A 14203-nucleotide genomic window follows, 5' to 3' on the forward strand; every position below is an offset into this window, starting at 1 on the left:
ATTATAAATTGAAAGGATCTCAAAATGGATTTTTACCCCGAGGATTTTGAACAGAAGCTCGCTCACCGCTTCAAAGACCGATCCCTGTTGATCACGGCGCTCACCCATTCGTCATGCGCCTACGAGAGCAGCAAGGATACGGTCTGCAACGAACGCCTCGAATTTTTGGGCGATGCGATTCTGGATTTTGTGGTCGGGGAGGCCATTTACCGCCGTTTTCCCGACATGGACGAGGGCGGCATGACTGAGATGCGCGCCGCCGCCGTCTGTGAAAAAGCCTTGGCGGACTATGCCCGACAGCTTGATCTCGGGCAGTTTATCATGCTCGGCAGAGGCGAAGAAGCCGCCCACGGCGAGCGCAGGCCGTCGATTCTCTCCGACGCCTTTGAAGCCATCGTCGCGGCCATCTATCTCGACGCGGGTTTGGAATCCGCCTCGAACTTCATACTGCCGTTCGTCGGTAAATATTTAGTCAAAAGCAAACGCAACGCACTGCACGATTATAAAACGGCTCTGCAGGAAATCGTCCAGCGCAATAAAGGCGAGGTATTGTCCTATGAACTCGTGACCGAGGAGGGCCCGTCCCACGACAAGACCTTCACCATGTCGGTGCTGCTCAATTCCAACGTCATCGGCACCGGCGTCGGCAAGACCAAAAAGGAGGCGGCGCAGAACGCAGCGAAAGAAGCGCTCGGGCTGATGGGCGTCCTGTGAAACGCGGCACCGTCGCCATTTTCGTTCCGAACGCCGGCTGTGCGCACCGCTGCAGTTTCTGCGACCAAAAGGCCATCACTTCGGTAAAAGCCCTCCCGACCGCCGAAAGCATAAAAGAGACGTTAGCCGGTGTTTCGGGAGAAGGGTATGAGATCGCATTTTTCGGGGGCAGTTTTACGGCTGTCCCCCGCGCTTATATGCTTGAACTCCTGACTGCCGCCCAACTCTTTTTGGATGGCAAAAAATTCACCCGCATCCGCATCTCCACCCGACCGGACGCCATTGACACCGAGGTTTTGGGGATTTTGAAAGAATACCGCGTCGGCGTGATTGAACTCGGCGCCCAAAGCACCGACGACGAGGTGTTGAAGGCCAACCTGCGCGGCCATAACGCACGGGATATTTTCAAATCTGCCGAAAAAATTAAACAATCCGGTTTCGAACTCGGGCTTCAGATGATGACCGGCCTGTATCGTTCCGACGCGCAGAAAGATTTAAAGACCGCCGACGACCTACTTGCCGCAAATTCCGACTGTATGCGCGTCTACCCAACGGCGGTGTTTGCAAACACTCTGCTCGAAAAACTGTGGAAAAGCGGCGAATATGACCCGCAGACCGTGGATGAAGCGGTTGAAGTCTGTGTTCAAATCTTTGAAAAAGCGCTTTATAAAAACATCCCGATCATCCGTATGGGTCTGCACGCCGATTTCGCGCCGGAAGCCAACCCGCTTGCGGGCGCATTTCATCCGGCGTTCGGCGAACTCGTCATCGGGGAATATTTCTATCGCAATCTGTTGAAAACACTGGAAAAAAGGCCCGCGATGCGCTATAATGTTTTTATTGCGAGAGGAATGCACTCGGCGGCCGCCGGGCAGCACCGCAAAAACCTGCTGCGGTTGGCGCAACTCGGATACAATGTCATTTTCACCGAGGTTGACGGTCTGCCGCGGTATGATTTTATGGTTGAAGGAATTTCATAACCGTCTTTGCGAGAAGCATAGCGACGAAGCAATCCAGAAACGAAGTGTCCGAATAATCCTGCGTTTTAATAAAGCCCGCGATCTGGATTGCCACGGGGCTAAAGCCCTTCGCAATGACGAAAAACCATCTTTGCAGAGAAAAAGCGCGAGGTAAAGCCTCACGCCTGGACGAGCGATCCAGAAAACAGAGTCCGGATTACCAAACAACCCGGTCACCGCAAAATCCGGATTGTCACGGGGCTAAAGTCCCGGGCGAATACGATTCGCCCCTACACGGTAATCATCTAAATTCAAACCCATCGAAAGGACGTTCAAAGCATGTTCTTAAAATCCGTCGAGATGTTCGGCTTCAAGTCGTTTCCCGAGCGCACGCGCCTCAATTTCCGCCGAGGCGTAACCGTTGTGGTCGGGCCGAACGGCTGTGGTAAGAGCAACATCAGCGACGCGATTCGGTGGGTATTCGGCGAACGTTCCTCAAAGGCGCTGCGCAGCAAGAAGATGGAGGACGTCATTTTTCTCGGCACTTCCGACCGTCCCGCCTCGGGCCTCGCGGAGGTCTCTCTAATCCTCGACAACGCCGACCGCTCGCTTGATCTCGATGAGGACGAGGTCTGCGTCACCCGCCGCATCTACCGCAGCGGCGAAACCGAATACCTGATCAACAAAAAAACCGTTCGCCTTGCCGATTTATTGGAGATGTTCATGGACACCGGCCTCGGACGCGACGGTTATTCGCTGATCGGTCAGGGTAAGATCGCCGAAATCGTCTCTGCACACAGCGAAGAGCGCCGCGAGATTTTTGAAGAGGCAGCCGGTATTTCCAAACACCGTTATCGCCGCGAGGAGGCCGAAAAAAACCTCGAAAAAGCCGGGGAAAACCTCGTACGTCTCACCGACATCGCCGGTGTCTTGGAAGCCCGCATCGAACCCTTGCGCCTTGAGTCCGAAAAAGCCAAAGAATATCTGGCGCTGTCCGCCGAAAAAACCGGACTCGAACTCGGCGTCTGGCTGAACACGATTCAAAAAAGCGAAGCCGCCGTCAAAAAATGTGAAGCTGACGAGGAGACCGCCAAAGCGCAGGCCGCCGAGAGCGAGATTGCAAGCCGAAAAGCCGAACAGGCGATTCAGGACGTTTTCAACGACTCTCAAACCTACATATTAAAAATCGATTCTCTGCGCCGCGAGGCCGATACCCACAGCGCCGAGATTGCCGACTGCCGTTCTAAAATCGAAATTACAAAAGGCGACAGCATGCATCGCCAATCCGATATCACCCGTATCGCCGAACAGCAAAAACAACTCGAACAGTCCATCGGCGACAGCGGTACATTCAAAGCCGAGAGCAAAAAACAGATCGCCGAAAAAGAGGCCGAATGTAAAGCACTTGAAAACCGCATCGCCGACACCGAGGCGGCATTAGCTAAATTAAACGCCGAGACCGGTGGCGCGGAAAAGCGCTTCACCGAACTGTTCACCGAGATCGAGACCGCGTCCCAGAAAGTCAACGAACTCAAGATCTCGCAGGTGCAGTTGAATGCCAACATCGAACAGGCCGAACAGCGGCTCTCCGAACACCGCGAGGCGCTGGATACGCGCACGCCGCAGCTGGCTGAAGCCCGTGAGGAAGCCAAATTTTTGGCTGAAGACAGCGCCCGCATCACCGCCGACATCACAAAATGCCGCAACAGCCGGGAAGGTCTTGTATTAAAGCTCGAAAACCTGCGTGCCAAACAAGACGGTACCCGCGAAAACATCGGCCGTCTGGAAGTCGAAATCGGGCAGGCCCTGCACAAAGCCCAAACCCTCGAGGACATGGAACGTCAGATGGAGGGCTACGGCGGCAGCGTCAAAGCGGTGCTCGAAAACCACACCCTCAAAGGCATCTGCGGCGTTGTGGGGCGGCTGATCACCGTGCCCGACCAGTATGTCACCGCAGTCGAAGTCGCTCTCGGCGGCGCATTGCAGCACATTGTCACCGACGACGAGCAGCAGGCCAAATACGCCATCAACTTTTTAAAACAAAACAATTTAGGCCGCGCCACATTTCTGCCGGTCAGCGCCGTCAACGGCGACCTGCTGCCCGAACGCGAGTTTTCGGGCAAAAACGGCTATGTGGGCATCGGTGCGGAATTAATTCAATATGACATAAAATACAGCGGCATTATGCGCCGCCTGCTCGGACGCACCGCAGTCTTTGAAGACCTCGACAGCGCCCTTGCCGCCGCCAAACAAAACGGTTATAAATACCGCATCGTCACGCTGGACGGGCAGGTCGTCAACTCCGGCGGCTCTCTGACCGGCGGATCGTTGGGCAGAGGCAGCGGCACCCTCTCACGCAGCAACCAGATTAAATCCCTGCGCGACAACGCCGCCAAGCTTAAAAAGCAGAGCGATGCGCTAAAAGCCAATCTCGAACAACTTGCACCCGAACTTGCTTCCGCCCAGCGTACGGTTGATACGCAGGCCGAGACCATCACGGGTCTCTCCGAGGAAAAAGTACGCATCGATTTATCGCTCACCTCGGCGCAGCGCCAGCAGGACGAACTCTCCGAACTGATCGCCAACAGCAAAGTTGCCGTCAAAAATCTGACCAAGCAGCTCGAAGCCGATAAAAAAGCGCTTTCGGTCTCCGTTGCCGCACTCGAAAAAGCGTCTAAAGTCCTCGACGCGAAAAATGTCGAAAGCCGTGCGCTTTCCGAGGGCAGAACCGACTTTTTCACCCGCCGCGAGACGCTTTTGGCCGAGATCGCCGATCAAAAACTCAAAATTGCCGAAAACCGCAAGGACATCGGCATTCTCGAAAACGGCATCGCCCTGTCCGGGGAAGACGCCAAAACCAAAGCCGAACAGATCACCGCGCTTGAAAGCGAAAAAAGCGCCATTTCGGAGGCCGAACAAAAAGGCACCGAGACGATCTCTTCCCTCGAACAGAGAATTTCGGAACTGACTGAAAAGGTCAATGAGACCACCGAAAAAATCAACGCCACCATTGCCCTGCGCGAAAACACCGAACGGCGCATGAAAGAGGCGCGCGACGCCGAACGCGAGATCATGACTCGGCGCGAAGCCCTCGTCGCCGAACAGGCCCGCCTGCAGGAACGCCGCGCGGCAGCCCAGCGCGATTTCGACAACACTGTCGCCCGCCTGATGGATGAATACGGCCTGACCCGTTCCGAAGCCGCCAAAAAGGCCAGCCCGATCGAGAATCTGACCGAAGCCAACAAGACACTCTCCAAACTGCGCGAAAAAATCCGTGCTTTGGGCAGCGTCAACACCGGCGCGGAACAGGAATACGCCGAGGTCAGCAAACAATATAACGACTTAAAAACCCAAATCGACGATGTGGAAAAATCGCGTGAAAAGCTGCGCAATCTGATTGATGAACTCAACGCCACGATGACCGATATGTTCGAAAAAACCTTCAACGAAATCAACAAAGAATTCTCAATCGTTTTCACCCGGCTGTTCGGCGGCGGACATGCGGAACTGCTGCTCGAAGACCCTGAAAACATTTTGGACTGCGGTATCGAGATTAAAGCACAGCCGCCGGGCAAGAGCATCAAAAACCTTGAACAGCTCTCGGGCGGTGAGCAGTCGTTTTTGGCCATCGCCATCTACTTTGCGATTTTAAAAGTCAAACCGTCGCCGTTTTGCCTGCTCGACGAGATCGAAGCGGCGCTTGACGAAGTCAATGTCCGTCGGTTCTCGGAATATTTGACGGTCATGTGCGACAATACTCAGTTTATCGTCATCACTCACCGCCGCGGGACGATGGAGATCGCCAACACCCTCTACGGCGTCACGATGCGCCAAGCGGGGCAGACCGGCGGCATTTCCAAAGTCATCGAACTCAACATCACCGAGGTCGAGCAGAAACTCGGTATTAAAATTTGATTGTATTGTAGGGAACGGTCTTGACCGTTCCGCAGTACGGAACCCAAACGCGAATTATATACCGTTTGTCATCCTGAGCCGCTCGTTGTTTACAACGAGCGCAGCGAAGGATCTCGGTGCCCACAAGCCGTCGGAAACATTATCCGAAAACCTTCATCAGTCCGAGATTCCTCGACTGCGCGCTCTGCGCTTCGCTCGGAATGACATTTATCCTATACACGAAAGGATCACCATGGGACTCTTCTCCAACATGAAAAAAACGCGAGAGAGCTTCGCACAAAAACTCGCGGCAGTATTCGGCGCAAAGGCCGAGATCAACGACGACTTATACGAAGAACTCGAGGACGCCCTGATCACCGCCGACGTCGGTGCGGTCTGCGCCGCTCAAATCACCGACGAACTCAGCCAAAAAGTACGCAAAGACCACCTGAAAACACCCGATGAGGCCAAAGCCGCCCTGCGTGACATCATTGCGGGGATGCTCTCGGGCGACAACGGAATGAAACTGACCACCAAACCGTCGGTCATCATGGTCATCGGCGTCAACGGTGCGGGTAAAACCACGACCATCGGCAAACTGGCCGCCAAATACCATGCACAGGGCAAAAAAGTCATCGTCGCAGCGGCGGATACCTTCCGTGCGGCAGCCATCGAACAGCTGGAAGTCTGGACGCAACGCGCCGGCGTGGCCATCGTCAAGCAACAGCAGGGCAGCGACCCGGCGGCGGTTCTGTACGATGCCATCACGGCTGCGACCGCTCGTGAAGCCGACATTCTGATTTGTGACACCGCAGGCCGCCTGCACAATAAAAAAGACTTGATGGATGAACTCGAAAAGATGGGCCGCATCTTAAAAACCCGCCTGCCGGATGCTGATGTAGAGACTTTACTTGTGCTCGACGGCGTGACCGGCCAAAACGCGGTCAATCAGGCGCGTGAATTTTCCAAGACCAACGAAATCACCGGTATCGTGCTAACCAAACTCGACGGCACGGCCAAAGGCGGCATCGTAATTCCGATCCGTGCCGAACTGGGACTTCCGGTCAAATACATCGGCGTGGGTGAAAAAATCGAGGACCTGCGCGAATTCGACCCCGCCGAGTTCGCCGAAGCCCTGTTATGAAAATTATTTTAGCCACCGGCAACCCAGGCAAAGCCCGTGAATTCGCCGACCTGTTTGGGGCATATGATATCGAAATCACACTTCCCGTATCCATGCCCGATGTCGATGAAAACGGCGAAACTTTCGCCGAAAACGCCCGTATCAAAGCAAAGGCGCTCTATGACATCTGCGGTGAAACTGTTTTAGCCGACGACAGCGGACTCTGCGTCGATGCGTTGGACGGCAGACCGGGCATTTATTCCGCCCGCTACGCCCAACCCGGCAAGCGCCGAATGAAGGTACTTGGCGAACTAAAAGATGTTGCACCCAAACACCGCACGGCGCGTTTTGTCTGCACTCTGTGCCTGATTGAAAAAGGCGGAAAAATCACCGAATGCGCAGGCACCTGCGAAGGGCATATCACCGACCGTTCGCGCGGCACCAGCGGCTTCGGATACGATCCGATTTTTCAACCGGACGGTTACAGCGAGACCTTTGCCGAACTGACCCAAAATGTAAAAAACCAAATCAGCCACCGTGCCGACGCCGTCAGAAAACTGATGAAACTGCTCGGTGCGCAACAATGAAGGGGATATCTATGAATTCCAAAGAACGGGCGCGGCTGCGTGCCGCGGCAAACACCATCGAGACCATCCTGCAAATCGGCAAGGGCGGCATCGTCGAAAACGTCGTCACCCAAGCCAACGACGCACTCGAAGCCAGAGAACTCATCAAGGGCTGCGTACTCGAGACCGGTCCGGTCACGGCTACCGAAGCGGCGGCGATCTTAGCGGAAAAGACGAATTCGGAAGTCGTTCAGGTCATCGGTCGCCGGTTTGTGCTGTACCGCAAAAATAAGGACAAATAGACATGGCGGGCACTGGTATTTTCGGCGGCAGCTTTGACCCGATTCACGAAGGCCACCGCAAACTCGCGCTCGAAGCGGTCAGACAACTCGGTCTCGACCGCCTGATCGTGATTCCGGCTGCCAACTCACCGTTTAAAGTCGGCCAAAAACGCGCATCGGATACCGACCGCCTGGCGATGTGCAGGCTGGCCTTCACCGACTGCCCCGTAATCGAAGTCAGTGACCTCGAGATCAGGCGCGGCGGCGTCAGTTATACCTATCTGACGCTGAAAGAACTCGCCGAACCAAACGAAAAATTATACTTATTGACGGGTGCAGACATGTTCCTGACCGTTCAGAACTGGAAATACGCCCCCTTGATTGCGCAGGACGTCTTTATCGTCGGCGTATGCAGGGCGTCCGGCGGACACCTTGAGGGCACCGAGTATGAAGCGTTAAAAAAACACGCCGACCATTTGCAGGCGCTGGGTTTTTCGGTTCAGCTGCTGCCGTTCGAACCGCTCCCGGTCAGCTCCACCGAAATCCGCAGCCGTTTGAAAAACAACCTTTCCACGGAGGGTTTTTTATCGCCCCCTGTGCGAGATTATATCTTTGCCCATGGACTTTACGGCGTTAAATAAGATTACATAACAAAGCGATATTTTTTTCGCAGCATCCATCCACTTTCTTCCACACCATTTTTGAAAGGAGACTCCCTCTATGACCGCTTACCCGAACGACTGCCCCATCTGCGGCGGCAGAACCGAACTGACGCACGCCTATGATGACCGTGTCTCGCACGCTGCCCGCGACGCCTGGTACTGCCAATGCCCAGAATGCGGGAAATCCACCGATGAATTTCTCACAGAAGAAGAAGCTGTGGTCGCTTGGAATCAAAGCCATGCGGCAGACCTCAAAGACATTGACACCCGCATACTCCGATCGGTGGTCGTTAAACCCGTCAGAACCTGGCTTCAAACCTTGGGCTACATCCTTTTACTCCTGATCGGACCGGTGCTGGTGATTACACTGGCGCTCTCATCCAGATATGAACTTGTCATGCTGCAGAAAGTGATCTATTGGATTGTCGGAGTCGTTTGGCTGGGCATCGGGATCCCTCTGTATATAAAGTCCTCCCGGAAGCGCACTCATCTGCTCAGGCACATCCCCAAAGAAACCCGCATCGCCAACTATATTGCGGTATTTCTGGGCGATCTCACCGCCGTAGCCCTGCTCGAGTTACTTTTCATCTATGTATTCATTCCGATGATTGTCTCTGGGCGCACCTATGTACCGCCAACCAATTAAAACAACACGCCCGCACGGGTTCCCGTGCGGGCGTGTTTCTGTCATTCTTAGCGCGCTAATGCAATCGCAGAGCTGATGAATCGGGGTGCGGAAATCTCTGCCTCACTTAATAATTTCGCCGTAGACCTCGCCGAACGCGCAGGCCGCATTGGACTCGTCGGTGTCGATGTGCATCGCCGGGGCAAAAGTATCGCGCACGCGGATGACCACGTCGCCAAAAGTCAGCGAGCGGCCTTTGCTCTCAATTTTGACCGAGACAATCTGCTGATTGACAACACCGGCTTCGTTGGCATCTTTGGTGGTCAGATGGATGTGGCGCTTGGCGGCGATCACGCCCTCGGGAATCTCAAGCTCGCCGGCAGGTCCGACCAGTTTGCAGCCCGGTGTTCCGGCAGTATCGCCCGATTCACGCACGGGAGCGGCAATGCCGACGGTTCTGGCGTCGGTCAGCGAAAGTTCCACCTGAGTGGCCTTGCGGCAGGGTCCGAGAATCGAGATGCCCTTAATAGTGTTTTTCGGGCCGATGACATCGACTCGCTCTTCACAGGCAAACTCGCCCGGCTGGGAGAGCATTTTCTTTATGGTGAGCTCATGGCCCTTTCCGAACAGGGTTTCGAGCGCTTCTTTGGTGACGTGTACATGGCGTGCGGAAGTTTCGACGAGGACTTTCATAATAAAAACGACCTTTCAGCGTAAATTCTTTTGTTTGTTTATTATACCATGTTCCATTGAAAAGTGCAACGATAAAGCATCTGTTTCACTTGACATTGCCTGTCTGTTTGGCTAAAATATTGCTATCTGACCTGAAGGAGTTACCATCTATGAAAATTATGCGTACCGAATATCCGAGACCGCAGTTTTGCCGGTCTGCCTGGCGAAACCTGAACGGGGAGTGGGACTTTGAGTTTGACTTCGGCGACAGCGGCGAAGCCAGAGGCCTGCTCGAGAAAAAGTATTCCCAAAAAATCAACGTGCCTTTCTGCCCCGAGTCCAAACTCTCGGGCATTGCATATACCGACTTTATGAACGCGGTCTGGTACCGGCGCACCTTAAAGCTTTCCAAGGACGAGCTTTCGGGTCGCGTTCTGCTGCACTTCGGCGCGGTGGACTACGAAGCCACGGTATGGCTCAACGGCGCGCTTGTCGGCACACACAAAGGCGGTTATGCCTCCTTTGCGCTCGAAATCACCAAGTTTGCCAAAGAAGGCGAAAACACCCTCGTCTTGCGTGCACGGGACGACAACCGCAACGCAAAACAGCCGCGTGGTAAGCAGAGTGCACTTTATGCCTCCCACGGCTGCGACTATACCCGCACGACCGGCATCTGGCAGACCGTCTGGCTGGAATTTTTGCCCGACACTTATATGTCCGGCGTTCGGGTCTTCACCAATTATAAAAACGGGGCGGTCGGCATCGAGCTTTCGATCGACGGCTGCAAAAAAGACCTGGTCGCCCGCGCTACGGCTTCCCTCGAAGGCAAAACCGTCGCAACCGCCGAACAGCCCTGCATCAACGGCGTCACCCGCCTTGATTTTACGGTCGAGAACCCCAAGCTCTGGGCACCCGGCAGCCCGACGCTGTATGACGTCAAATACGAACTGATCCGCGCCGGCAAAGTCATCGACACCGCTGACGGTTATTTCGGTATCCGCACGGTCGAAACCCGCGGCCACGGCCTGTATCTCAACGGCAAGCCGCTGTTCATGCGCACGGTGCTTGACCAGGGCTTCTGGCCGGACGGCATCTACACCGCCCCGACCGACGAAGCGCTCAAACGCGACATCGAACTCTCACAGGCCATCGGCTTCAACGGCGCCCGCCTGCACCAGCGCGTGTTTGAGGAACGCTGGCTGTATTGGGCGGACAAGATGGGCTATATCGTTTGGGGCGAACATGCCAACTGGGGTATGGATCACAATGCCGACGGCATCGGTATCTTTTTACCCGAATGGCTCGAAATCATCCGTCGTGACTTTTCGCATCCGGCCATCATCGGCTGGTGTCCGTTTAACGAGACCTGGGATCGCAGAGGCAAACAGCAGGACGACAATCTGCTGCGCATCGTCTATCTGGCCACCAAGGCCTATGACCCGACCCGACCCTGCATCGACACCAGCGGCAACTACCATGTCGTCACCGACCTGTATGATATCCATGACTACGAACAGAAAAAAGAGGTCTATGACGCGCGTTACCGCGGCACGGCATATGACGACCTCTACGAAAATTTCCCCAAACGCCAGCAAAAAAACGGCACGCCGTTCTGGATCAGCGAATTCGGCGGCGCACGTTGGGCGCCGGGACGCAACGATGGCTGGGGATACGGCGACGCCCCCAAATCCGACATGGAAGTGGCCGAGCGATTTGACTATCTGACCGCAGCGCTCCAGTCCAATCCGGAAATCGTGGGCTATTGCTACACCCAAATGACCGATATCGAACAGGAGCAAAACGGCCTGTACGCCTACGACCGCTCGAAAAAATTCTCTGACGAGGCCTATGAGATCATCCGCAAGGCCAACCTGAGAATCTCGGAGTTTGAGAAATGTTAGTTTACTACATCAACCTGATCCTGATCGTCGGTCTGGGCATCGCGCTGACATATAAAAAGCCGACCAAGCTCAAGAACGGCATCTACCTGACGGTCACGTTCGGGTATATGTGGCTGCTCTCGTACTTCCGGTTCGGCATCGGCTTCGACTACGACAGCTATGCCACCCTGCTTGATCTTCAAAAATCCCGAATTGACGGCGGCATGAGCATTTTCAACCTTACCGGCGAGGGGCAGGAGGCCGGCTATGTGCTGATCGAGAACATCTGCGCCAAGTTAAACATCGGTTATGTCACACTGTACGGTATACTGGCGGCATTCATGTTGTTGTCGGCGGCGGTATTCATTTACCGGTTTTCCAAAAACGTCTGGATCTCGACGTTTATCTATGTCACGCTGACGTTCTTCTACTCTACGCTCAACTACATGCGCCAGAGCTTGGCCTTGGCAATCGCTTTCTGGGCATTCGGATTCCTGTATAAAAAGAAGGATTCAATCAAAGCGTGGATTTTAAATTTCATCCCGTATGCGTTGATTATTCTCCTTGCGGCGACGATGCATAAGGCCGCGTTGTTAATGCTGCCGGTCTATTTCTTCGTCTGGCTCCGCCCGAAAAAGTGGGTTTTGCTCGCATATGCGGTGTTCTTCGGACTGGTTCACATTTTCTACAATCAGTTGTTGGAACTCGGCTATACCTATATCTACCCGCAGTACCGCGACACCTACTACATGAATCCGCTGGGCGCGCATTTTCTAATCATCCCGATCCTGTTCTGCGTATTGGCGCTGTCTTTGCAAAATATTCTCTACAAAAAAGACGAGCGCAGCGTGGTGCTGGTCAATCTGGTCACCTATGGTTTCCTGTTCTGGAGTTTCGTTGTCCGCTCAATGCTGTTGGAGCGCTTTTCCGCCTTCCTGTATTTCGCCGTCATCCTGTTGGCAGCCGAGATTTACAGCGCCTTTGCACCCGCGCCCGGCGAACTTGAGACCTGCAATGCGGAACTCAAGACATTGCGCGCGCAGGGAGCTGCCAAAAACAAACTTAAACAGGCCACCGAGAAACTCGAAGAACTCAAACTCGCGCGGGTGCTCTCGGCAGCGGGGCTGGTCATCGTTTTAACTGCGGTGTTCGTCTATCACCAGTTCGGAACAACCGACGGCAACACCGGATTTCACGGTGTCTTCCCGTATAAATCCAACGTCGCCTGGATCGAAAAGTTCAACGGCCAGCTTGATAAAGACCCCGTCTGGTGGGGTGACTGGGAGAAGGAAAATTACAATCCGCAGTAAACGGCGATGGCACCAACGAAAACCCCATACGATTTTCAAAACCAATACGGGAGAAATATCCGCTTTCACTTCGTTTCGCAATCGCATTTCCGGCTTCGATCTTATTTTTTGTAAATACAAAATCATGATTAAAAGCACCCGCAGAATTTGCGAGTGCTTATTCTTTGGGAGAATAATATGCGTTGAATAAAAAGTACCCTCTCTTCGTTTCCGATTGATACATAAACACACTGTGCATTAAACGTTTGTCGGGTTGACATAATCTATAATGTGAATATTGCGGATCATGCTTATTTTACGAATAACGGAGGCGATAAAAATTCTAATATTGTTAATTTTCTGCATTGCGCAATATTGACATAGAATTGGTTTGCGTTTTTGTCATTCTTCGCAATATATTCCAACTCCTTAATATATTTAGCAGGGAGTAAATGATATTGCAGGCTCCAGTTATATCGAAAACCAAAGTCATTCCCAGGGAACATACTTAAATCAAGCAGACCTAAAGTTAAACACTTCAAGCCGTTTGCGTTTATTTCCTTTGTTGCGTTATCAATAGCAAATACTTCTTTATTCTTTCTGATAGAATCCCGTATATCTATCAGATTTAATAATTCATTGTATGTATTTACAAAATAATTGTTGAAAGACGGGTCCAAAGCAACCCAACAGTTCCTCTCTGAAAAATATAAATGCACAACAACATGGCAATGTGCCGACAAATAATCCTCGTATTTTGGATCGGTTCCATAATTCAATAGAAAAACAGGGATGGCGCAAATTCCCAGCGTCATAAGCGCATCGCATAATAAAACTGCCCGATTTGTGCAATTGATCGGATGTTCCTGTTGTTTACCGAATGAGTATTCAATGAGTTTATCAGGTAAAGACGGCCCTAACGGACTCGCCCCATCATAAGCTGTGTTACCGCAAATCCATTGCATCACATGAATTGCTTTTGTAAAGGTATCGCCTTCTCCGGCAATCTCGCTGATATAAAACGGGCTAAATGTTTTTTCGACTTCAGGAATTATTTTAAACGTATATATGCCAGACGAATATATTCCCTGATCATATTCGCCTGCATCTGTGACGTTTTTTGTTAATTTTTCAATGAAATCCATGTTAACTCTTCTTTCGCCTTATATAAATAATCTCTGTTAACATTCTATTTTGGTAATAATAGCATAAACTCGGACTTTTTTCAACAAATAAACTAAAAAATGAATACTTTCGTTCAAATCCACTTTGTTTTCGTTTGATGGGTGAATATCCTATGAGTTCCTGTTTGTCGAGTGCAGTGCAGAATAGGGTTCTATACCTTGTAAACGAAATTTTTCATTATACTGCGTAAACGGAAGATATAAAATAATCCACTAAAAATCTTAGAATTAAAACCTTTTGACGGCTGGTATGTGCAAAAGAAAAACGCAGGTATTGTATGAATGCCTGCGTTTTTATTTGGTGGACCTGAAGGGATTCGAACCCACGACCTCTCGGATGCGAACCGAACGCTC

Annotated in this window: 12 protein-coding genes; 10 read left to right on the forward strand and 2 right to left on the reverse strand. The window is 52.6% G+C overall.

Annotated features, from left to right (window positions below):
* Positions 1 to 24 precede the first annotated feature (24 nt).
* The 8 genes from rnc (at position 25) to PK629_09280 (ending at position 8845) form a co-directional block, all read left to right on the forward strand.
* Entirely contained in the window at positions 25 to 714 is a 690-nt protein-coding gene (rnc, locus tag PK629_09245; protein HOP11659.1) for a ribonuclease III, read from the forward strand.
* Positions 711 to 1694, forward strand: a complete 984-nt coding sequence (locus tag PK629_09250; GenBank protein ID HOP11660.1) for a radical SAM protein — start codon at positions 711 to 713, stop codon at positions 1692 to 1694. Before rnc ends, PK629_09250 begins: the two co-directional genes overlap by 4 nt.
* A gap of 318 nt (positions 1695 to 2012) precedes the next feature.
* Positions 2013 to 5588 carry a chromosome segregation protein SMC gene (gene smc / locus PK629_09255; protein HOP11661.1) on the forward strand — a complete coding sequence of 1192 codons (3576 nt, stop codon included), beginning with the start codon at positions 2013 to 2015 and terminating at the stop codon, positions 5586 to 5588.
* 232 nt (positions 5589 to 5820) lie between these two features.
* Positions 5821 to 6711 carry a signal recognition particle-docking protein FtsY gene (gene ftsY / locus PK629_09260; protein ID HOP11662.1) on the forward strand — a complete coding sequence of 297 codons (891 nt, stop codon included), beginning with the start codon at positions 5821 to 5823 and terminating at the stop codon, positions 6709 to 6711.
* A complete protein-coding gene (gene rdgB, locus PK629_09265) occupies positions 6708 to 7277 on the forward strand; it encodes an RdgB/HAM1 family non-canonical purine NTP pyrophosphatase (GenBank protein ID HOP11663.1) in 570 nt (189 codons plus the stop codon). Before ftsY ends, rdgB begins: the two co-directional genes overlap by 4 nt.
* An 11-nt stretch (positions 7278 to 7288) precedes the next feature.
* Entirely contained in the window at positions 7289 to 7558 is a 270-nt protein-coding gene (locus PK629_09270; GenBank protein ID HOP11664.1) for a YhbY family RNA-binding protein, read from the forward strand.
* Between the two features lie 2 nt (positions 7559 to 7560).
* Complete coding sequence (gene nadD / locus PK629_09275; GenBank protein HOP11665.1) at positions 7561 to 8178, forward strand: nicotinate (nicotinamide) nucleotide adenylyltransferase; 618 nt, start codon at positions 7561 to 7563, stop codon at positions 8176 to 8178.
* Positions 8179 to 8257: 79 nt separating this feature from the next.
* Positions 8258 to 8845: a hypothetical protein gene (locus PK629_09280; GenBank protein HOP11666.1), complete on the forward strand. Its 588-nt coding sequence runs from the start codon at positions 8258 to 8260 to the stop codon at positions 8843 to 8845.
* 102 nt (positions 8846 to 8947) lie between these two features.
* On the opposite strand, the gene PK629_09285 is transcribed toward PK629_09280, so the two are convergent.
* On the reverse strand, positions 8948 to 9517 hold the full coding sequence (locus tag PK629_09285; GenBank protein HOP11667.1) for a phosphate propanoyltransferase: 570 nt from the start codon (positions 9515 to 9517) through the stop codon (positions 8948 to 8950).
* A 149-nt stretch (positions 9518 to 9666) separates the two neighbouring features.
* Between PK629_09285 and PK629_09290 the strand changes: the two genes are divergently transcribed.
* Both PK629_09290 and PK629_09295 read left to right on the forward strand, forming a co-directional pair.
* On the forward strand, positions 9667 to 11397 hold the full coding sequence (locus tag PK629_09290) for a glycoside hydrolase family 2 TIM barrel-domain containing protein (GenBank protein HOP11668.1): 1731 nt from the start codon (positions 9667 to 9669) through the stop codon (positions 11395 to 11397).
* Positions 11391 to 12686: an EpsG family protein gene (locus PK629_09295; GenBank protein HOP11669.1), complete on the forward strand. Its 1296-nt coding sequence runs from the start codon at positions 11391 to 11393 to the stop codon at positions 12684 to 12686. The genes PK629_09290 and PK629_09295 overlap by 7 nt, the downstream gene beginning before the upstream one ends.
* Positions 12687 to 12976: 290 nt before the next feature.
* On the opposite strand, the gene PK629_09300 is transcribed toward PK629_09295, so the two are convergent.
* Positions 12977 to 13810 carry a transglutaminase-like domain-containing protein gene (locus tag PK629_09300; GenBank protein HOP11670.1) on the reverse strand — a complete coding sequence of 278 codons (834 nt, stop codon included), beginning with the start codon at positions 13808 to 13810 and terminating at the stop codon, positions 12977 to 12979.
* Positions 13811 to 14203 lie beyond the last annotated feature (393 nt).

The organism is Oscillospiraceae bacterium (genome assembly GCA_035380125.1).
GTDB lineage: Bacteria > Bacillota > Clostridia > Oscillospirales > JAKOTC01 > DAOPZJ01.

What these genes read in the sequence shown, in the direction of transcription:
- rnc (HOP11659.1), top strand. Translation starts at nt 25, where the DNA reads ATGGATTTTTACCCCGAGGATTTTGAACAGAAGCTCGCTCACCGCTTC.
- smc (HOP11661.1), top strand. Translation starts at nt 2,013, where the DNA reads ATGTTCTTAAAATCCGTCGAGATGTTCGGCTTCAAGTCGTTTCCCGAG.
- ftsY (HOP11662.1), top strand. Translation starts at nt 5,821, where the DNA reads ATGGGACTCTTCTCCAACATGAAAAAAACGCGAGAGAGCTTCGCACAA.
- rdgB (HOP11663.1), top strand. Translation starts at nt 6,708, where the DNA reads ATGAAAATTATTTTAGCCACCGGCAACCCAGGCAAAGCCCGTGAATTC.
- PK629_09270 (HOP11664.1), top strand. Translation starts at nt 7,289, where the DNA reads ATGAATTCCAAAGAACGGGCGCGGCTGCGTGCCGCGGCAAACACCATC.
- nadD (HOP11665.1), top strand. Translation starts at nt 7,561, where the DNA reads ATGGCGGGCACTGGTATTTTCGGCGGCAGCTTTGACCCGATTCACGAA.
- PK629_09280 (HOP11666.1), top strand. Translation starts at nt 8,258, where the DNA reads ATGACCGCTTACCCGAACGACTGCCCCATCTGCGGCGGCAGAACCGAA.
- PK629_09285 (HOP11667.1), bottom strand. Translation starts at nt 9,517, where the DNA reads ATGAAAGTCCTCGTCGAAACTTCCGCACGCCATGTACACGTCACCAAA.
- PK629_09290 (HOP11668.1), top strand. Translation starts at nt 9,667, where the DNA reads ATGAAAATTATGCGTACCGAATATCCGAGACCGCAGTTTTGCCGGTCT.
- PK629_09295 (HOP11669.1), top strand. Translation starts at nt 11,391, where the DNA reads ATGTTAGTTTACTACATCAACCTGATCCTGATCGTCGGTCTGGGCATC.
- PK629_09300 (HOP11670.1), bottom strand. Translation starts at nt 13,810, where the DNA reads ATGGATTTCATTGAAAAATTAACAAAAAACGTCACAGATGCAGGCGAA.